Source organism: Dermacoccus sp. 147Ba (assembly GCF_004151355.1).
Taxonomy (GTDB): Bacteria; Actinomycetota; Actinomycetes; order Actinomycetales; family Dermatophilaceae; genus Dermacoccus; species Dermacoccus abyssi.
The window spans coordinates 240,787-258,556 of the sequence record NZ_SEHL01000001.1; the positions used below are offsets into that span (position 1 = coordinate 240,787).

The 17,770-nt window shown below is 67.7% G+C and carries 19 protein-coding genes and 3 tRNA genes; 13 read left to right on the forward strand and 9 right to left on the reverse strand.

Annotation, left to right across the window (positions count from 1 at the left end):
- Window positions 1-22 precede the first annotated feature (22 nt).
- Complete coding sequence (locus EVU97_RS01135) at window positions 23-550, reverse strand: SGNH hydrolase domain-containing protein (RefSeq protein WP_370448504.1); 528 nt, start codon at window positions 548-550, stop codon at window positions 23-25.
- Complete coding sequence (locus tag EVU97_RS01140) at window positions 487-1,974, reverse strand: acyltransferase (protein ID WP_129662809.1); 1,488 nt, start codon at window positions 1,972-1,974, stop codon at window positions 487-489. The genes EVU97_RS01135 and EVU97_RS01140 overlap by 64 nt, the downstream gene beginning before the upstream one ends.
- 158 nt (window positions 1,975-2,132) lie before the next feature.
- Between EVU97_RS01140 and EVU97_RS01145 the strand changes: the two genes are divergently transcribed.
- The 3 genes from EVU97_RS01145 to EVU97_RS01155 all read left to right on the forward strand — a co-directional run bounded on the left by EVU97_RS01145 (window position 2,133) and on the right by EVU97_RS01155 (window position 5,261).
- Entirely contained in the window at window positions 2,133-3,167 is a 1,035-nt protein-coding gene (locus EVU97_RS01145; protein ID WP_129662811.1) for a 3-isopropylmalate dehydrogenase, read from the forward strand.
- 148 nt (window positions 3,168-3,315) lie between these two features.
- A complete protein-coding gene (locus tag EVU97_RS01150) occupies window positions 3,316-4,410 on the forward strand; it encodes a branched-chain amino acid aminotransferase (protein ID WP_129662813.1) in 1,095 nt (364 codons plus the stop codon).
- A 5-nt stretch (window positions 4,411-4,415) separates the two neighbouring features.
- Entirely contained in the window at window positions 4,416-5,261 is an 846-nt protein-coding gene (locus EVU97_RS01155; RefSeq protein ID WP_129662815.1) for an HAD family hydrolase, read from the forward strand.
- An 11-nt stretch (window positions 5,262-5,272) separates the two neighbouring features.
- Here the strand turns inward: EVU97_RS01155 and EVU97_RS01160 are convergent, their stop codons facing one another.
- Window positions 5,273-6,163 carry a 3-methyladenine DNA glycosylase gene (locus EVU97_RS01160; RefSeq protein WP_129662817.1) on the reverse strand — a complete coding sequence of 297 codons (891 nt, stop codon included), beginning with the start codon at window positions 6,161-6,163 and terminating at the stop codon, window positions 5,273-5,275.
- Window positions 6,164-6,289: 126 nt separating this feature from the next.
- Here EVU97_RS01160 and EVU97_RS01165 point away from each other — a divergent pair, with 126 nt between their 5' ends.
- From EVU97_RS01165 to rdgB, 7 genes are all read left to right on the forward strand, one after another.
- Entirely contained in the window at window positions 6,290-7,078 is a 789-nt protein-coding gene (locus EVU97_RS01165; protein ID WP_129662819.1) for a fumarylacetoacetate hydrolase family protein, read from the forward strand.
- 127 nt (window positions 7,079-7,205) lie between these two features.
- Window positions 7,206-8,003 carry a glutamate racemase gene (gene murI, locus EVU97_RS01170; protein WP_129662821.1) on the forward strand — a complete coding sequence of 266 codons (798 nt, stop codon included), beginning with the start codon at window positions 7,206-7,208 and terminating at the stop codon, window positions 8,001-8,003.
- Complete coding sequence (locus EVU97_RS01175) at window positions 8,000-8,773, forward strand: MBL fold metallo-hydrolase (protein ID WP_129662823.1); 774 nt, start codon at window positions 8,000-8,002, stop codon at window positions 8,771-8,773. The genes murI and EVU97_RS01175 overlap by 4 nt, the downstream gene beginning before the upstream one ends.
- Window positions 8,770-9,171, forward strand: a complete 402-nt coding sequence (locus tag EVU97_RS01180; RefSeq protein WP_205744833.1) for a gamma-glutamylcyclotransferase — start codon at window positions 8,770-8,772, stop codon at window positions 9,169-9,171. The genes EVU97_RS01175 and EVU97_RS01180 overlap by 4 nt, the downstream gene beginning before the upstream one ends.
- 12 nt (window positions 9,172-9,183) lie before the next feature.
- On the forward strand, window positions 9,184-10,215 hold the full coding sequence (locus EVU97_RS01185) for a S66 peptidase family protein (protein ID WP_129662825.1): 1,032 nt from the start codon (window positions 9,184-9,186) through the stop codon (window positions 10,213-10,215).
- Window positions 10,216-10,273: 58 nt separating this feature from the next.
- Window positions 10,274-11,035: a ribonuclease PH gene (gene rph, locus EVU97_RS01190; RefSeq protein ID WP_047311340.1), complete on the forward strand. Its 762-nt coding sequence runs from the start codon at window positions 10,274-10,276 to the stop codon at window positions 11,033-11,035.
- On the forward strand, window positions 11,032-11,640 hold the full coding sequence (gene rdgB, locus EVU97_RS01195) for an RdgB/HAM1 family non-canonical purine NTP pyrophosphatase (RefSeq protein ID WP_129662828.1): 609 nt from the start codon (window positions 11,032-11,034) through the stop codon (window positions 11,638-11,640). Before rph ends, rdgB begins: the two co-directional genes overlap by 4 nt.
- A gap of 6 nt (window positions 11,641-11,646) precedes the next feature.
- Here rdgB and EVU97_RS01200 read toward each other — a convergent pair whose 3' ends face one another.
- From EVU97_RS01200 to bcp, 4 genes are all read right to left on the reverse strand, one after another.
- Window positions 11,647-12,552, reverse strand: a complete 906-nt coding sequence (locus tag EVU97_RS01200; protein ID WP_129662830.1) for a hypothetical protein — start codon at window positions 12,550-12,552, stop codon at window positions 11,647-11,649.
- A gap of 134 nt (window positions 12,553-12,686) precedes the next feature.
- Window positions 12,687-13,628 carry a hypothetical protein gene (locus EVU97_RS01205; protein WP_129662833.1) on the reverse strand — a complete coding sequence of 314 codons (942 nt, stop codon included), beginning with the start codon at window positions 13,626-13,628 and terminating at the stop codon, window positions 12,687-12,689.
- Between the two features lie 174 nt (window positions 13,629-13,802).
- A tRNA-Leu gene (locus tag EVU97_RS01210) sits at window positions 13,803-13,884 on the reverse strand.
- A gap of 64 nt (window positions 13,885-13,948) precedes the next feature.
- Window positions 13,949-14,419, reverse strand: a complete 471-nt coding sequence (gene bcp, locus EVU97_RS01215; protein ID WP_129662835.1) for a thioredoxin-dependent thiol peroxidase — start codon at window positions 14,417-14,419, stop codon at window positions 13,949-13,951.
- A gap of 87 nt (window positions 14,420-14,506) precedes the next feature.
- On the opposite strand from bcp, the gene EVU97_RS01220 reads away from it, so the two are divergent.
- The gene (locus EVU97_RS01220; RefSeq protein WP_047311345.1) at window positions 14,507-14,767 is read left to right on the forward strand and encodes a DUF3618 domain-containing protein; all 261 of its coding nucleotides are present in this window, start codon (window positions 14,507-14,509) and stop codon (window positions 14,765-14,767) included.
- 123 nt (window positions 14,768-14,890) lie between these two features.
- Here the strand turns inward: EVU97_RS01220 and EVU97_RS01225 are convergent.
- Together EVU97_RS01225 and EVU97_RS01230 are read right to left on the reverse strand one after the other, a co-directional pair.
- Window positions 14,891-14,963 (reverse strand) — tRNA-Lys (locus tag EVU97_RS01225).
- Window positions 14,964-15,143: 180 nt separating this feature from the next.
- Window positions 15,144-15,216, reverse strand: a tRNA-Lys gene (locus EVU97_RS01230).
- Between the two features lie 211 nt (window positions 15,217-15,427).
- On the opposite strand from EVU97_RS01230, the gene EVU97_RS01235 reads away from it, so the two are divergent.
- Both EVU97_RS01235 and orn read left to right on the forward strand, forming a co-directional pair.
- Window positions 15,428-17,023, forward strand: a complete 1,596-nt coding sequence (locus EVU97_RS01235; RefSeq protein WP_129662837.1) for a YihY/virulence factor BrkB family protein — start codon at window positions 15,428-15,430, stop codon at window positions 17,021-17,023.
- 81 nt (window positions 17,024-17,104) lie between these two features.
- A complete protein-coding gene (orn, locus tag EVU97_RS01240) occupies window positions 17,105-17,728 on the forward strand; it encodes an oligoribonuclease (RefSeq protein ID WP_129662840.1) in 624 nt (207 codons plus the stop codon).
- Window positions 17,729-17,770: the final 42 nt, after the last annotated feature.

Below are 17,770 nucleotides of genomic sequence, written 5' to 3' on the forward strand. Positions count from 1 at the left end.
GCGGCGTGTGTGGGCGTCAGCGTCACAGATGGCTCTTGAGCTGCGGCATGAGCCACGCCCAGAACTTCTTCGCGCCGTCCGAGGTGTAGTGGACGCCGTCCTCGCGCACGACCTTGCCGTCGATCTTCTCGATCGGCTTGCCGTCCTTGCACAGCCACGACGACGGGTCGACGGCGTGGACGCGATCGGAGTGCGCCTTCGCGAAGTCGTCGATGATGGCGTTGAGGGCCTTGGCGCGCGCCGGGTCGTTGCGGTCGAGGGCCAGGTCCTGGCCTTCGACCTCGAACTTCGGCTGGTCGTAGCAGGCGACCTTCGGGATGAAGACCTGCGTCTTCGGGCCGAACGCCGCGAGGCCCTTCTCGAGGCGCGAACGGTAGTAGCGCGCGTACTCGGGCGACTGCTCCTTGAGCACCTTGCCGTCGACGTAGTGGTCGTAGACGTCCCAGCCGCCCATCGACCAGACGACGACCTTCGCGTTCGAACTCTTCACGGCGTTCTCCCACCCGGAGAACACGTCGCGGCACTCGGGGTTGTCCTGCGATTGACGCACGCCGTTGACGACGAGCCACTGCTCGGCGGTACCGCAGCCGATCTTCGCGCTACCGTGACGGAGACACCCGGGTAGGAACCGGCGGGGAACTGGAAGGCGAGGCCGTAGCCGACCGAGTCACCGACGACCGCGATCTTCTTGTCGCCCGAACCCGTCGTCGTGTCGAGCTGCGAACCCGACTTGGCGTCGGTCACCGGCTTGATGCCCAGTGTGGCGAGGACGACGACGGCGACCGTCACCGGCAGCGCGAGGCTCCACGCCGCGATCGACTTCGTGCGGCCGAGGCGCTTCTGCAGCTTCTGCGTGCGGATCGGCTGCTCGAAGTAGTAGGAGATCGTCGCGAGCCCGACGGTCAGCGCCAGGCGGACGACGAGCAGGACGAGCTCGTTCCAGCCCGTTCGCTCCTCGTTGAGGAAGACGAAGATCGGCCAGTGCCACAGGTAGATGCCGTACGACAGCTCACCGATCCAGACGATGGGCTTCCAGCTGAGGAACTCGGCGAAGACCGACCCGGGCCAGACCTCGATGGCCACGATGATGAGGCAGATGAGGATCGAGAAGAGCACGCTGCCGCCGAGGAAGACCCAGGCGGACGTCTCGTTGGGGCCGAAGAAGAAGGCCAGCATGCCGCCGAACGAGGCGATGCCTATCCACGTCAGCTTCTCGGCGTTCGCGCGCAAGGTGCGCTTGCGCCAGTACGTCATGGCCACGGCGAGCGCTGCGCCGAGCAGCAACTCGTTCGCGCGGGTGTCGGTGCCGTAGTAGATGCGCGACGGGTCGGGCGTCGGCATCGGCTTGATCTGCGAGGTGTAGATCCAGGCTTGGACGATGGCCGACAGCACGATGAGGACGACGAGCCCCTGCGCGATGCGCCGCCTGCGCCCGTTTGCCATCGTCATGAGGCCGAGAAGGAGGATCGGGAACACGAGGTAGAACTGCTCCTCGATGGCCAGCGTCCACATGTGGCGGAAAGGGCTGGGGTCGCCGGTGCTCGCGAAGTAGGACTCGCCCTCGAGGATGAAGCGCCAGTTCGCGACGTAGAAGAGGGTCGCGAGACCGTCGCCGCGGAGGTTCGCTCTAGCGCTTTCGGTGAGGATTCGCGCCCCGATGAGCGTCACGGCGGCCACGACGACGAACAGCGCCGGAAGGAGGCGTCGGGCGCGGTTCTTGTAGAAGCTCACGAGGTCGATCGAGCCCCAGCGCGACGCCTCCTTGAGCAGCAGCCCGGTGATGAGGTAGCCGGAGAGCACGAAGAAGACGTTGACCGAGAGGTAGCCGCCCGGAATCCACTCCGGGTTGGCGTGATAGATCATCACGGCCACGACGGACAGCGCGCGGATACCGTCCAGCGCGGGACGTCGCTTGCTGCGCGCCAGAGCGGGCACCTCGTGGTGCTGTTGCCCGGTGGTGGTCGGCTGGGTCACGCGGTTACCTCGAAGTAAGGGGAAGAGCTACGTCAGCATAGGTGCGCGGGCGGGCTCGGCGGGGCCGTTCGTCGTTTCGCGAGGCGCCACTCCCGCCTTGTCTGCTCATATTGCGAGATTTGTGTTTCACACTGCAAGACGTTCGCTACTCTGCTCGTATGAGCGCGATCGATCTGGCAGTCATTGCAGGTGACGGAATCGGCCCCGAGGTGGTGGCCGAAGGGCTGAAGGTGCTCGACGCCGTGACGAACGGTGACGTCGAGCGAACCGAGTACGACCTCGGAGCCCGTCGGTGGAACGCCACCGGTGAAACGCTCCCGGATTCCGTCCTCGAGGAACTGCGCGGCCACGACGTCATCCTCCTCGGCGCCATCGGCGACCCGAGCGCCCCCAGCGGCCTGCTCGAGCGCGAGCTGTTGCTGCGCATCCGCTTCGAACTCGACCACTACATCAACCTGCGTCCGTCCAAGTTGCTGCCGGGCGTGACGACGCCGCTCGCCGAGAGCGTCACAGCCAAGGGAATCGACTTCGTCGTCGTGCGCGAAGGCACCGAGGGTCCGTACACCGGCAACGGCGGCGCCCTGCGTGTGGGTACCCCGCACGAGATGGCGACGGAGGTGAGCGTCAACAGCCGATTCGGCATCGAGCGCACGGTTCGTGACGCGTTCGAGCGCGCGAACAAGCGTGAGCGCAAGAAGGTCACGCTCCTGCACAAGCACAACGTGCTCTCCTACGCGGGCCACCTGTGGCGCCGTACGGTCGAGGAGGTAGGGCGCGAGTACCCCGACGTCACGCACGACTACGCGCACATCGACGCGGCGATGATCTACATGGTCACCGACCCGTCGCGCTTCGACGTCATCGTCACGGACAATCTGTTCGGCGACATCGTCACGGACCTGGCGGCCGCGGTCACCGGCGGCATCGGCCTTGCGGCCTCGGGAAACATCAACCCCGAGGGCGCGGCGCCGAGCATGTTCGAGCCCGTGCACGGCTCGGCACCCGACATCGCGGGTCAGGGCAAAGCCGACCCGACGGCCACCATCCTGTCCACGTCGTTGCTCCTGGCTCACCTCGGCCGGGAGGACGAGGCCCGACGCATCGAGGAGGCCGTCGTCGCCGACCTGGCAGCCCGCGGCGCGCAGCCGCGCTCGACCACCGAAATCGGCGACGCGATCGCCAGGCGGCTCTGAGCGACATCACCATCCGCGGACGGCGGCGGGCGGGAACCTCGGACGAGGCGCCCCGCCCGCCGTTTCACGCGTTGCCCGTTGTCCGCACACCTCCCGTGCGGCGATATCCTGATCCGCAGTGACCCGGACCACTTTCTCTGGAGGAGCCATGGCCCTGACCTTTTCGATGACGCCCAACCCGAGCCCGCGTGCTGACGCGGAGCGGGCCGAGATCCTGGGCAACCCGGGTTTCGGGCAGTCCTTCACCGACCACATGGTCGTCGCGACGTGGCGTGAGGAGTCGGGCTGGGGGGATGGGAAGGTCAAGGAGTACGGCCCCTTCCAGATCGACCCGGCCGCGGCCGTTCTGCACTACGCGCAGGAGATCTTCGAGGGCATGAAGGCCTACCGCCACGAGGACGGTTCGGTCTGGACCTTCCGCCCCGAGAAGAACGCTCAGCGTTTCAACCGCAGCGCCGACCGTCTCGCGCTGCCGAAGATCGACGAGGCCGACTTCGTCGAGTCGCTCAAGGCCATCGTCGCGGCTGACGAGTCGTGGGTGCCCGCGTTCGAGGACGGCGAAGCGAGCCTCTACCTGCGTCCGTTCATGTTCGCGTCCGAGGCCTTCCTCGGGGTTCGTCCGAGCAAGGAGGTGACCTACTCGGTCATCGCTTCGCCGGCCGGTGCGTACTTCAAGGGCGGCGTGAAGCCCGTGTCGCTGTGGCTCTCGCGTGACTACGCGCGCGCCGGCGTCGGCGGCACCGGTGCTGCCAAGTGCGGTGGCAACTACGCCAGCTCCCTCGCGGCGCAGATCGAGGCGAACGAGCGCGGCTGCGACCAGAGCGTCTTCCTCGACTCGGTCGAGGGCACCTACATCGAAGAGCTCGGCGGCATGAACCTCTTCCTCGTGACGAAGGACGGCGAACTCATCACGCCGGCGCTCACGGGCACCATCCTCGAGGGCGTCACGCGTGACTCCATCCTCGAACTCGCCACCGACCTCGGCCTCAAGCCGGTGGAGCGTCGCATCAAGATCGCCGAGTGGATCGACGGCTGCAACGACGGCACGATCACCGAGATCTTCGCCTGCGGCACCGCGGCCGTCGTCACGCCGGTCGGTCGCCTCGTGTGGGCCGACGGTGAGGTGACGTCCGGCCCCGAGGGCGAAGCCGGCCCGATGGCCACGAAGATCCGTGAGGCGTTGCTCGCCATCCAGAAGGGCAAGGTCGAGGACAAGCGCGGCTGGATGACGCGCCTGGCCTGATCGGCATGGCAAGTTCACACGACGACGAGCGACCGCATCTCGTCGCGAGCGATCTCGACGGAACGTTGCTGCGCAGCGACGGCTCCGTCAGCGCGCGCACCGGCGAGGTGTGGTCGGCGCTCGCGGGTGCGGGCGTGGAGACGGTCGTCGTCACCGCGCGCCCGCCGCGATGGCTCCATCACCTGAGCGACATCGTCGGCGGTACGCGTGACGCGCACAGCGTCGCGATCTGTGGCAACGGCGCCTTCGTCTACGACGTCGCCGATCGCGTCGTGCTCGAGTCGCACGGCTTCGAACCGGGCGTGGCGCGCGGCCTCGTCGGTGATCTGTTGCGGGAGTTCCCGAACGCGGGTGCTGCCGTGGAGACCGACCGGGGCATGTATCGCACGCGCGCCTATCCCGATCAGCACGTCGGTGAGCCCGGCCATGACACAGGCGTTGGTGACGTCACCGACTGCGAGCTCGCGGAACTGCCCGACGACCTCGTCGTCGGCAAGATCCTCATTCGCGACGAGGCCTGGAGCGACGACGCGTTCGTCGTCGACGTCACGCAGTGTCTGGGGGAGCGTGGCGTGCTGGCCTACTCCGGTGCGGGCGGGCTTGCAGAAATCTCGGCGCCCGGGGTGACGAAGGCCGTCCGGTTGGAGGCGTGGTGCCTCGAGCGCGGCATCGGTCGTGAGACGGTCTGGGCGTTCGGCGACATGCCCAACGACCTACCGATGCTCGACTGGGCGGGCCGCGGCGTGGCCGTGGCCAACGCGCACGAGGACGTGCTCGCGGCCGCCGACGACAGGTGCGCTGCGAACGACGAGGACGGCGTGGCCGAGTACCTCGCCCGCCGCCTTCTCTGAGTGACGCGAGATCAGGCTTGGGCGCGGCCGCTGGGAAGGGCTTCGCGCAAGCGACGCCGCAGAGCTTGTGACCTGTCGGCGAACTCCCTCTGGCGACGCACGTATTCGGCTCGACCGCGAGGGGTTTCGATCGGCACGACGCCATAGCCGAGGTCGCGCACGTCGTACGGGCTCGCCTCCATGTCGAGGGCGCGGATCTCCTTGGCCAACTCGAAGGCATCGACGACGAGTTCGCTCGGCACGAGCGGCCACAGCTTGTGCGCCCACTTGTAGACGTCCATGCCGGCGTGCAGACAGGCGGGCTGTTCGAAGTCGACCTGACGTTCGCGGGTGGGGCGCTCGCGGTTGAGGTCCACGGCGTCCGGCGTGAAGAAGCGGTAGGCGTCGAAATGGGTGCAGCGGATGTCGGCGGCGTCGACGACAGCGTCGGTCGCGGCCTGGCTCAGACGCAGGGGGAGCTGTTCGTGACGCTGCTCGCCGGGCTGCAGCTTGTAGACCATCGCCCACTCGTGCATGCCGAAGCAGCCGAGGTGCGCAGGGCGGTCGAGGGTGGCCGTCAACAGTGAGCGGACGAACGCGATGGTGCGGTCGCGCGCCTGCGAGAAAGCACCGACGTCGAGAATCTCGGCGGGGCCGTTCGCCAGGTCGACACGACGGGTGTACTTGTCGTCCGTGATCGGGGTGCGTCCTGCGTCGTCGACGAGGAGCGCAACGCCGGCGCCGGGATGCCAGCGGCGCAGCTTGCCTGGGGAGTGCGAGTAGTAGACGAAGAGGAAGTCCTCGACCGGGTGTTTGCGGTTCTCCTTGCGGCGTCCCAGGTGCGGGGCGATGTGCGGTTCGACGCGCGCGAGGTGGGCCGCTTCGGAGGCGCTCCATTCGTCCGGGGTGAGAACAGCTCTCACGTCCTGGGAGTCCACTTGCGTGGGGCGGGTGGTGGCTGAGTCCTGCACCGGACCATCGTAGGGACGCCGCCGTTGCGCGACTACGGCGGACGTGGGCAACCGGCGCCGCGTCGATAGGATGACCGCATGCGTATCGCGAGGTTCACCACGGGCGACGACCCGATGTTCGGTCTGGTCGACGGGGCCGGCGAGAAGATCGCCGAGATCACCGGAGATCCGCTCTACACGAAGATCGAGCTGACCGGCACGGTGCACCAGGTCGAGGACGTTCGCCTGCTCGCACCGGTCATCCCGCGCAGCAAGATCATCGGCATCGGCCGCAACTACGCCGACCACGCCAAGGAAATGGGCAACGAGGTGCCCGCCGAACCCCTCATGTTCCTCATCCCGAACACCGCCGTCATCGGCCCGGGTGACCCCGTCGTCATGCCGGAGATCAGCGAGCGCGTCGACTACGAGGGCGAACTTGCCGTCGTCATCGGCCGGATGTGCAAGGACGTCCCGCCCGAGGAGGCGAAGAAGGTCGTTTTCGGCTACACGATCAGCAATGACGTCACCGCGCGCGACCTGCAGAAGAGCGACGGTCAGTGGTCACGGGCCAAGGGCTTCGATACCTTCTGCCCGCTCGGCCCGTGGATCGAGACCGACCTCGACCCGGCCGACAGCCGAGTCACCACCCGCCTCGACGGCGAGGTCGTCCAGGACGGCCCCACCTCCGACATGATCTTCGGCGTCGCCGAACTCATCTCGCACGCGAGCCGCGCGTTCACCCTCCTGCCCGGTGACGTCATCCTCACCGGAACGCCGGAGGGTGTCGGTCCGGTCAAGGCCGGTCAGCGCGTCGAGGTCGAGGTGCCGGAGATCGGGGTCCTGGCCAACACCTACGTCGCGCTCGAGGAGTCGGAAGAAGCCTGACGAAACCGCTGGCCGGGCGCGAATCCGCCTGTGACGGAGGAAAGTCCGGCGCTATGGCGGCGAACATGAGTGTTGTCACATGCCTGGGTTTTCGCTGGGCGCTCGTTCTGGACTTACGCTGAAAGATGTGAATGACGCACCGATCGGCATCTTCGACTCCGGCTACGGCGGCCTCACGGTGGCCCGCGCCGTGCTCGACCAGCTGCCGCACGAGAAGATCATCTACCTGGGTGACACCGCCCGGGCGCCCTACGGTCCGCGTCCCATCGCCGAGGTTCGCCAGTTCGCGCTCGAGTGCCTCGACTCGCTCGTCGAGCAGGGCGTCAAGGCCCTCGTCATCGCGTGTAATTCGGCGAGCGCCGCCGTCCTTCACGACGCCCGCGAACGCTACGACGTTCCCGTCGTCGAGGTGATCCGCCCCGCCACCCGCCGCGCCGCCGCTGCGACGCGTAACAACCGCGTCGGGGTCATCTCGACGCAGGCCACTCACCAGAGTGCCGCCTACGTGGACAGTTTCGCCGCGGCACCGCAGGTCAACGTCGCCAGCGTTCCCTGCCCGCGCTTCGTCGAGTTCGTCGAGGCCGGCACGACGTCCGGGCCCGAACTCCTCACCGTGGCGCACAAGTACCTCGACGGTCTCGTCGACCAGGGCGTCGACACCCTCATCCTGGGATGCACCCACTACCCGCTGCTCACCGGTGTCATCAGCTACGTCATGGGCTCGACGGTCACGCTCGTCTCCTCCGCCGAGGAGACGGCGAAGGACGTCTACCGCGTACTGGCCGACATCGGTCAGTTGCGTGAGGACGACACCCCGCCGCAGCACCAGTGGACGACGACGGGCGATCCGCAGGTCTTCGAGAGTCTCGCCCGACGCTTCCTCGGCCCCGAGGTGAGCGCCGTGACGCACGGGGCGGTGCTGTGAAGCTGACCGTCGTCGGCTGCTCGGGATCGTTCCCGGGCCCCGATTCCCCCGCGTCCTGCTACCTCGTCGAGGCCGAGAGCGAGGGCCGTACCTGGTCGGTGTTGCTCGACTTCGGCAACGGTTCGCTCGGCGCCTTGCAGAACTACCGCGAGGTCGATGACATCGATGCCGTCGTCATCTCCCATCTGCACCCCGATCACTGCCTCGACCTGTGTAGTTACTTCGTCGTGCGCAACTACGACCCGCACGGCCGTTTCGACTCGCGTCTGCCCGTGTTCGCACCGCCCGGCGCCGAGGAGCGCATCACGCGCGCCTACATGGTGGACAAGTACGAGGACCTCTCGGGCGCGTACGAGTTCGTCGATCTCGCCGACCGCGCCACGTTCTCGGTCGGACCGCTGAACATCACCCCGTTCCTCGTCAACCATCCCGTCGAGGCCTACGGCCTGCGCGTCGAAGCCGACGGAGCCGTGCTCGCCTACACCGGCGACACCGACGCGTGTGACGCCCTCGTCGACCTCGAGCGCGACGCCGACCTCGTGCTCACGGACTCCGCCTTCGTCGACGGACGCGACGACGACCTCAAGGACGTCCACCTCACCGGGTCACGCGCCGCGAAGGCCGCCCAGGACGCCGGAGCGAAGCGACTCGTGCTCACGCACATTCCGGCCTGGACGCCCGTGGAGGATTGTGTGCGCGACGCCAAGACCGTCTGGGCGGGCGAGGTCGAGGTCGCTCGCGCGGGCCAGCGCTACGAGCTGCGCGCATGACGAGTTCGTCCGCGACGCCAGAGGAACTCGACGTCGAACACCGCCTCGTCGTCTACGGGACGCTCGCGCCCGGCGAGCCGAACGAGCACGTCATGGCGGATATCCCCGGCACATGGACGCCCGCCGTTGTTCGCGGCACGCGCGTCGACTCAGGCCGGGGCGCAGCGTTCGGATACCCGGGGCTGACGCTCGACGACGCCGACGACGTCAACTGTGCCCTGTTCGAGTCGGCCGAGCTGCCGCGCCACTGGCCGCGCCTCGATCCTTCGAGGGGCCGGGGTATCGCCGCGTCGTCGTCGAGGTACGCGCCGAGGGGCGCGTTGTCGAGGCGTACGTCTACGAGTTGTCCGGCCTCTGAGCCGACCGGAAAGTCGGGTGACCGCGCCCGCCCCCTCTGACAGGGTGAAAGCATGAACGGTCCCCCTTCCGGCATCGCCTATCCGCGGCCCCTGCGTCCCGGCGACACGATCGCGGTGACGGCATCGTCCGCGCCCGTGCGCCCCGAACACGAGGGGCGCCTCGACTTCGTCATCGGGTGGCTTCGTGACCGTGGCTACCGTGTCGTCGAAGGGGAGTGTCTGCGCGGCGAGAGCGTCGTGAGTGCGCCCGCGCAGGATCGCGCGGACGAGTTCAACGCCTTCGTGCGCGATCCGTCGGTGCGCGCCGTCGTGCCACCGTGGGGTGGGGAGACAGCCATCGACATCGTCGATCTGCTCGACGCCGACGCGCTCGCAGCCGACCCCACCTGGGTGGTCGGGTGGAGCGACATCTCGACGCTGCTTCTGCCGCTGACGCTCCGTTCGGGCGTGGCGACCCTCCACGGCCAGAACCTCATGGACACGCCGTACGACCTGCCGCGCGGAACGGCGCACTGGCTCGATGTCGTCGCACGCGAGCGCGGCGAGGAGTTCGTGCAGCAGGACCCGGGTGTGCGCCGTCGCGGTGGTTGGGACGACTGGTCGAGGCTGCACGCCGTCACCCGCGTCGACCTGAGCGAACCCGCGAGCTGGCGCTATGACGGCGGAAGCCTCGACGTCACGGGAAGGCTCATCGGCGGGTGCCTCGACGTCGTGTGTCACCTGGCCGGCTCGCCGTTCGGCGACGTGCCACGGTTCGCCGAGCGGTGCCCGGAAGGCACGATCGTCTACCTCGAGAACTGCGAGGCCCCCGCTCTCGACGCGGCACGCATGCTGCACGGCCTGCGGCTGGCGGGCTGGTTCGACGGCGCTCGTGCCGTGCTGCTCGGCCGAACGGGAGCGAAGACGAGTGGCGACTTCACCCAGGACGACGCCGTGGAGGACGCCCTGGGACAGCTGGACGTTCCCGTCGTGCGTGACGTCGACTTCGGCCACGTGCCGCCCGGAAACTTCCTCGTCAACGGAGCACTCGCCCGCGTGACGATGGACGGCCCGCGTCACGAGATCCGGCAGAGCTTCGTCTGACCCCGTCCGCCCGTCGAGGGCGTCGGCAGCTTCGCGTCCTCTCGATAGGGTGGTGCCCATGACTGACGCCAGCTCACCCCGCCACGACGGACGTACCCCCGACCAGCTGCGCGAGGTGCGCATCACCCGCAACTGGCTCGACCACGCCGAAGGCAGCTGCCTCGTCGAGTTCGGTCGCACGCGCGTGCTGTGCGCCGCCTCGTTCACCGAGGGCGTGCCGCGCTGGCTCAAGGGCCAGGGCACCGGCTGGGTGACGAGTGAGTACGAGATGCTGCCGCGCTCGACGAACACGCGCAGCGACCGTGAGGCCCGCAAGGGCAAGGTCGGCGGGCGCACGCACGAGATCTCGCGCCTCATCGGCAGAAGCCTGCGCGCCGTCATCGACACGAAGGCCCTGGGCGAGAACACCATCGTCATCGACTGCGACGTGCTCCAGGCGGACGGCGGTACCCGTACCGCGTCGATCACGGGTGCTTACGTGGCGCTCGCGGACGCCATTCGCGACGCGCAGGAGCGCGGTCTCATCAAGAGCTCCGCGAAGCCGCTCACCGACTCGGTCGCGGCCATCAGCGTCGGCATCGTCGAAGGGCGCCCCGTCCTCGACCTCGACTACCCAGAGGACTCGACGGCCGAGACGGACATGAACGTCGTCATGACGGGTTCGGGCGGCATCGTCGAGGTGCAGGGAACTGCCGAGGGCGCACCGTTCAGCCGTGACGAGCTGAACGCGCTCCTCGACCTCGCGGCGGGTGGCATCACGACGCTCACACAGAAGCAGAGCGAAGCCCTCGAGGCCGACGCGCGGGAGCGCATCCAGTGACGGGGGAGCGCACGCGCATCGTTCTCGCGACGCGCAACGTCGGCAAGATCGCCGAGTTCCAGCACCTGCTCGACGACGCCCGCCTGGCCATCGACGTCGTCGGCGTGAGTGAGTTTCCGGATCTCGTGGACACCGTGGAGAGCGGCGTCACCTTCGAGGAGAACGCTCGTCTCAAGGCCGACGAGGTCAGTCGAGCCACGGGGCTGCCGGCGCTCGCCGATGACTCCGGGCTCTCCGTCGATGTGCTCGGCGGCTCACCCGGGGTGTTCTCGGCGCGCTGGGCCGGACGCCACGGCGACGACGAAGCGAACCTGGAGCTCCTGCTCGCACAGACCGGCGACGTGCCCCTCGAGAGGCTGACCGCGCGCTTCCACTGCGTCGTTGCGCTCGCTGTGCCCGGTCAGGCGACGCAGGTGGCCGACGGCGCCGTCGAGGGACGCCTCACGCGTGATCGTCGCGGTGAGGGCGGTTTCGGGTACGACCCGATCTTCGAATTGCCCAGCGGGCGGACCATGGCCGAGCACAGCCCCGAGGAGAAGGCGGCCATCAGTCACCGCGGCGTGGCGTTCCGTTCCATCCTTCCGGCAGTGGCAGCGCTGGGCTGACGGCCGTCACCGGTTCGGAACGGGCGCGAAGGCGGCGTCGACACGGGGCTCGGCGCCGGGTACGCCGGTGGTCCGTGTGGCCATCACCTGGGCGTTGGCCAGTCCGGTCACCTTCATGCAGTCCATTCGGTACTGCAGGGTGCGGATGTCGGACCCCGGAGCCTTCTGAGCCGGGCCAGAAAGGCGCGTCGTGCAGCGCGTCGCGTAGCTCGAGAGTGTGAGCACCGATCCCTCCGTGGCTCGCACGACGAGTGTGGCGCGGTTGCCTTGGTGCGTGGCCGTGACAACTTCGATCGTCGGGCGGGTGGTCGAATCGGGTCCTGCTGCGGGCGTGGGCTGTCCCTGTGCCTCAGGGCCACCGATTCCGACGACCGCCTGAGTCTGATGCGTGGAGCCTCCACCGCTCCACGTTCCGGTGAGGATGGGCAGGTTCATCGCGCCACCGGCACAGTGCTGGACGTAGAGGGTGTCGGTCGTCGAGGCGGCACCCCGGACAGGAGCCGCGAGAGGACGTTCGCTCATGATCCGGCAGGATGGTCGCCCCGGCGGGTCGAAGGGAGTGGTCGCTGTCGTCGGCCGCCCGTCCGTGAGGGAGAACGATCCGTTCGCAGCGGATGCGACGGTGACCGTGTGGGCACGACCGCGTGACGTGAGGTGCACGCTCCGCACCCACAACTCGGTGCGACGATCGGCGCGAGTCCGCGGTTCGGCGACGGGGCGCTCGAGGAAGCCCTCGTCCAACCGCGGTACCTCGCTCGGGACGACCATGCGAGTGGTGCTGGATGACGAACGGGGGAAGCTCGGTGCAGAGGTGCAGCCCACAAGGGGCACGAGGCCGACGAGCCCGACAAGTGCGGCGAGGAAGACTCCCGTGCGCGGGAACGTGCGCTTCGTGTGCCCTGACCACGTCATACGCGCCCCGTCTGCCGAAGTGTCACCCGAGGGGCCTACGGTTCGAGCGTGACCGTGGTGCCTCGATGCGCTCAGCGTAGGCACGTTCGGAAGGTCCTGTCAGGGACGGCGCCCGTCCACCCGCGAGGACCGGCCTATCGCGTCGACGCCGTCGAGGAAGCGGTCGACTTCCCTTCCTTGGCGGGTGGCAGCGATACCTGGGCGGCTTCGTAGCTCGGAGGCTCACCGACCTTGGCCCTGGTTCTCATCGCCGTCAGGGTGAGGTCGAGGCGTGTGTACCCGGCGGAGCACTCGATCTCGTAGAGGTTCTCCTGAGCCCCGGCGCGCTTTCGGGAAGGTCCGAGGCGTTTCGACGTGCAGGTTCCCTCCTGAGGCGCGCTCGCCTCGGGCTGCGCCGGGTCGACGCTCAGGGTTGCACCGGCAGGAGCCCAGGCACGAACGACGAGTGTCTTCGCGGTCCGCGAGGTGGAGACGACGGTGGGCGGCATCGTCACGTCGGTGATGGTTTGTGCGGTTTCCGTGGTCGGGGGTCGCCCCTGCGCGGAGGGGCCACCCAGAGCGAACACTGCTTCGCTGCCGCCGCCCGACGTTTCGCTCCGCATCCACGACCCTGCGAGGGAGGGGGCTCGAAGTGCGGCGCCGGTGTGACAGGTGACGCTGTATCGGGTGTTCACCCCTGCCATTGCACCGGGCACCTTCGCCGAGAGGGGAACTCGACGTTGCACCGCGCACGGATACGTCACCACGGTATTGCCGTCGTCGGACCAGGTGTCGGCGATGGCGAATTCAGTGCCCGGCATCGACAGGGCGGTCAAGGAATACTCCCCTCCGGAGTAGTCGGCCTCGCGCACCCAGATTTCGCCAGGGATGTCGGTCCACTCGATCGAGTGGTCGGTGTCCTCCACACTCGGCTCTTCGCCGGTGGGATCCATGCCGTCGACGGCGACGTCTTCGGTAGCGGTCGGCTTGACCATGCGGCTCGTCGACGAGGCACTGAAGACCTGGGCGTCCGAGCACCCGGTCACGAGGCCCACACAGGCGAACGTGGTGGCGAAGGCGGTGAGCGAACGGCGCACGTCGTCTCCCTCGACTGCGGGTGACGCCCGCGCGTGCCGGACTCGAGCACGGGCCGGTGATTCACCTTAGGGCCGACATCGCGGAGGTTCCATGGATGTTCGGTCTCGGTGCGATCTCGATTCTGCCGAGCCACGTGTGGGCGCGGCAACGCTGCCCTCGCACGGGCTGGGGAGTGCGCCTGGGGAGACTTGAACTCCCACGTCCTAAGACACCAGAACCTAAATCTGGCGCGTCTGCCAATTCCGCCACAGGCGCAGCGCGCACGAGTGTACGCGAGCGGTGGTGACCGTCGCCGGGGCCGCCACCGCTCGTGGTCATCTCACTCGGAGAGGCCGAGAGCCTTCTTCAACGAGGCGACGTGACCCGTTGCTTTGACGTTGTACCGAGCCACCTCGATGTTGCCCTCCTCGTCGACGACGAACGTCGAGCGGATGACGCCGACGACGGTCTTGCCGTACAGCTTCTTCTCGCCGTAGGCGCCGTACGCCTCGAGTGTCTCCTTCGACTCGTCGGAGAGCAGCGGGTACGTGAGCGATTCCTTCGTCACGAACTGGGCCAGCTTGGCGGGGGAGTCGGGGCTGATCCCGACGATGTCGTAGCCAGCAGCGCGCAGCGGCTCGAGAGAGTCACGGAAGTCGCAGGCTTCCTTCGTGCACCCCGGCGTCATGGCGGCCGGGTAGAAGAAGATGATGAGCTTGCGACCGGAGAAGTCGCCGAGGCTGACGGTTGCACCCTTGTCACTCGTGAGCGTGAACGACGGTGCAGGGGTGCCGGTCTCGAGGCGGGTCATGGGAAGTCCTTCCGGTGAAGATGCCGCGGTGCGTTAACCTGTGGGTCAAGAGCCTAGTTTTCCGCACGTGGCAAGGAGATCCACACCATGGCACCCAAGACCGCCAAGCAGATCGAGGCCGAGCTGGCCGCGTCGCGTTCGCGTCTCGCCGGCACGATCGACGAGCTGGCCTTCCGCGCCCAGCCCAAGGAGATCGCGAAGCGTCAGACGGAGAGCGCTCGTCTCGCTCTGACGGACGCTACGCGCACCGCCGACGGCGACCTGCGTCAGGACCGCGTCGCGATGGGTCTCGGTGGCGTCGGCGCGTTCATGCTTCTCGTCGGCCTCGCGAAGCGTCTGCGTTCCTGATTCGTATCGCATGACGAGGGCCCGGTCTTCCCACGTGGGAAGACCGGGCCTTCGTCATGCGCGCTCAGGGGCCGCCTGAGGGCAAAGCAAAAGGCCCACCGTTGCCGGTGGGCCTTTCTTCGGTGCGCCAACAGGGACTCGAACCCCGAACCCGCTGATTAAGAGTCAGCTGCTCTGCCAATTGAGCTATTGGCGCGCAACGAGGTGAAACATTACCTGAACGCACGATGAAACGTGAAATCCCCGCAATGGCGGCGATCCACGGCGTGCTGACGCCGGGTCTCGACGCACGCCGTGCCCTCCCGGCGGGCGATTCGACGTGGAGGTTCGCCGGGCAAAGCGAAAGGCCCGCCGTTGCCGGTGGGCCTTTCTTCGGTGCGCCAACAGGGACTCGAACCCCGAACCCGCTGATTAAGAGTCAGCTGCTCTGCCAATTGAGCTATTGGCGCGCAACGAGGAGAAACCTTACCTCAGGGTCGTCTGGTGGCCAAATCGGTTGCCGCAGAGGGGGCGTGGGCCGGTTCCACCCCACCTCCCGAGGGGTGGATGGCGCGGGTCATCGGGGGTCTTCACCTCTACGGGCGCACTGCACAGGTGGCGTCGGGACGATAGATTCTGGCGAGAACCTTTTCGATCATCGAGATCTCGGAGACGAACGACATGACCGACCTACCTGACACCGGGGTCGAGCGTCCGTACGGCGAACCGCCCGTGCTCGACGCCAAGCCCGACTACAAGGTGGCCTTCAAGCGCACCCTGGCGAAGTTCTCGCAGGATCAGTGCACCGACCTCGCCGCCGCGCTCACCTACTACTCCATCCAGGCCATGGTGCCCGCGATGATCGCCGGCGTCTCGCTGCTCGGGCTGTTCGGCGACGGCAAGGAGACGACGAACAGCGTCGTCACGTCGATTGCCGCCATCGCCGGCACGGACGAGAGCGAACTCGGCGGCATCCGCAACTTCATCGACGGCCTGCAGACGAGTGGTGGCGCCGGCTTCGCGTTCTTCTTCGGCATCCTGCTCTCGCTCTGGTCGGCCTCCGGATACGTAGGGGCCTTCGCCCGCATGCAGAACCGCATCTACGACGTCGCTGAAGGTCGTCCCGTCTTCAAGCTGCGCCCGTGGCTGTACCTCGTGACGATCATCCAGGTCATCCTGCTCGTCATCGCCGCGATGGCGCTCGTCATGACCGGCCCGGTGGCGAAGGAAGTGGGGTCGCTGATCGGACTCGGCGACACCGCCGTCATGGTCTGGGACATCGCGAAGTGGCCCTTCGTCGTCCTCATCGTCATGTTCATCATCGGCCTCATGTTCTGGGCCACGCCGAACGTGCGGCGCCCCTTCAAGCAGGGCATCTTCAACCCTGGCGCCGTGCTGGCGTTCTTCGTGTGGGTCATCGGCTCCGCGGCGTTCGCCTGGTACGTGTCCAACATGGGCAACTACGGCAAGTACGGCCAGCTCGCCACGGCGATCATGGTGCTGCTGTGGCTGTGGATCACGAACCTCGCGATGCTGTTCGGCGCCGAGTTCGACGCCGAGACGTTGCGTACCCGTCAGCTCAAGACGGGCTACCCGGCCGAGGAACTCGTCCTTCTGCCCGTGCGCGACGAGAGTGGCATCGACAAGAAGGCCGAGAAGTACGACGACCTCGTGGAGGCGGCGCACCAACTGCGCGTCGACTCGGGCGTCCCGGATGAAGCGGTCGAGAACATGATGCCGGTCGTGCCGGCAGAGCGTTCGAACGAGCGCACCACCGCTGCGCAGAGCAGCTCCCCGGAGAAGCAGCCGGTCACGCCGTCGACCCGCACGCTCGAGGGCGCGCCCAAGATCGCTGCCGCGACGAAGGACGAGGCGCCGGACCTCAGCGACGACGCCACCGTCACCAAGGCTCAGCGTCGAGCCGACGCCAAGCCGAGCCGCGACGCCGCGGCGCAGGCCGAGCGCGAACGTGCCGAGGTGGCCGCCGACCGTGAGCAGCGCCGTCGCCGTGCGCTCGCTGAGGGCCAGCACAAGCGGGCCGTGCGGGAGCGTCTCGCCGCGCAGGAGGCGAAGGTCAAGGCCGAGCAGAAGAAGGTCGAGGCCGAGCGCCTCAAGGAGGCCAAGAAGGCGGAGGCAGAGCGTCCGCTGGAGGAGAAGTGGGCTGAGGTCGAGAGCAACCGTGCTCGCTACGACCACTCGAACACGCGTGAGTTCCGTGCCGTGAGCGCCGAGCGTGAAGACCGTCGTCGTCGGTGGTTCGAGGGCAAGCGGGGCTGATCTCCCGACTCGATATGCTTGCACCCCACCCCGCCACGGGGTGGGGTGCACGCATTTGGCCAGCCTGAAGGCTCGCTTAGGATGTGGGGCGTGACTGACTCCGACCGCGCCCACACCGACCGCATCGTCTGGATCGACTGCGAGATGACGGGCCTCGACCTCGAGAACGACGCCCTCATCGAGGTCGCCGCGCTCGTCACCGACTTCGAACTCAACCAACTCGGTGACGGCGTTGACGTCGTCATTCGCCCCGAGCCGGAGGCTCTGGAGCAGATGGGCGACTTCGTGCGGGAGATGCACACCAAGTCCGGTCTGCTCGAGGAACTCGAGCACGGGGTGAGCATGGAGGAAGCCCAAGCCCTCGTCCTGGAGTACGTCATGACTCACGCTCCGGACGCTGGAAAGGCGCCGCTCGGCGGCAACACGGTGAGCACCGACCGTGGCTTCCTGGAGCGCGACATGCCCCAGCTGGCCGGCCACCTGCACTACCGCACGATCGATGTTTCCTCCATCAAGGAGCTCTCGCGCCGCTGGTACCCGCGGGCGTACTTCAACGCCCCCGCCAAGAACGGCGGTCACCGCGCTCTCGCCGACATCCGTGAGTCGATCGCGGAGTTGCGCTACTACCGTGAAGCGGTCTTCGTCGAGCAGCCCGGGCCGTCGTCCAACGAGGCCCAGGTCATCGCGAAGAAGTACCAGGTCTAGGGCTGACCTTCGGCCGCGCGCGATTAGGGGTTCGGCGGCACC

Excerpts from the sequence above, each read along its gene's own strand:
- rph (WP_047311340.1), top strand. The coding sequence starts at position 10,274 with ATGACTGACGCCAGCTCACCCCGCCACGACGGACGTACCCCCGACCAG.
- EVU97_RS01155 (WP_129662815.1), top strand. The coding sequence starts at position 4,416 with ATGGCAAGTTCACACGACGACGAGCGACCGCATCTCGTCGCGAGCGAT.
- bcp (WP_129662835.1), bottom strand. The coding sequence starts at position 14,419 with ATGACCCGCCTCGAGACCGGCACCCCTGCACCGTCGTTCACGCTCACG.
- EVU97_RS01185 (WP_129662825.1), top strand. The coding sequence starts at position 9,184 with ATGAACGGTCCCCCTTCCGGCATCGCCTATCCGCGGCCCCTGCGTCCC.
- EVU97_RS01165 (WP_129662819.1), top strand. The coding sequence starts at position 6,290 with ATGCGTATCGCGAGGTTCACCACGGGCGACGACCCGATGTTCGGTCTG.
- EVU97_RS01180 (WP_205744833.1), top strand. The coding sequence starts at position 8,770 with ATGACGAGTTCGTCCGCGACGCCAGAGGAACTCGACGTCGAACACCGC.
- EVU97_RS01220 (WP_047311345.1), top strand. The coding sequence starts at position 14,507 with ATGGCACCCAAGACCGCCAAGCAGATCGAGGCCGAGCTGGCCGCGTCG.
- EVU97_RS01200 (WP_129662830.1), bottom strand. The coding sequence starts at position 12,552 with ATGACGTGGTCAGGGCACACGAAGCGCACGTTCCCGCGCACGGGAGTC.
- EVU97_RS01145 (WP_129662811.1), top strand. The coding sequence starts at position 2,133 with ATGAGCGCGATCGATCTGGCAGTCATTGCAGGTGACGGAATCGGCCCC.
- orn (WP_129662840.1), top strand. The coding sequence starts at position 17,105 with ATGTGGGGCGTGACTGACTCCGACCGCGCCCACACCGACCGCATCGTC.
- EVU97_RS01150 (WP_129662813.1), top strand. The coding sequence starts at position 3,316 with ATGGCCCTGACCTTTTCGATGACGCCCAACCCGAGCCCGCGTGCTGAC.
- EVU97_RS01235 (WP_129662837.1), top strand. The coding sequence starts at position 15,428 with ATGACCGACCTACCTGACACCGGGGTCGAGCGTCCGTACGGCGAACCG.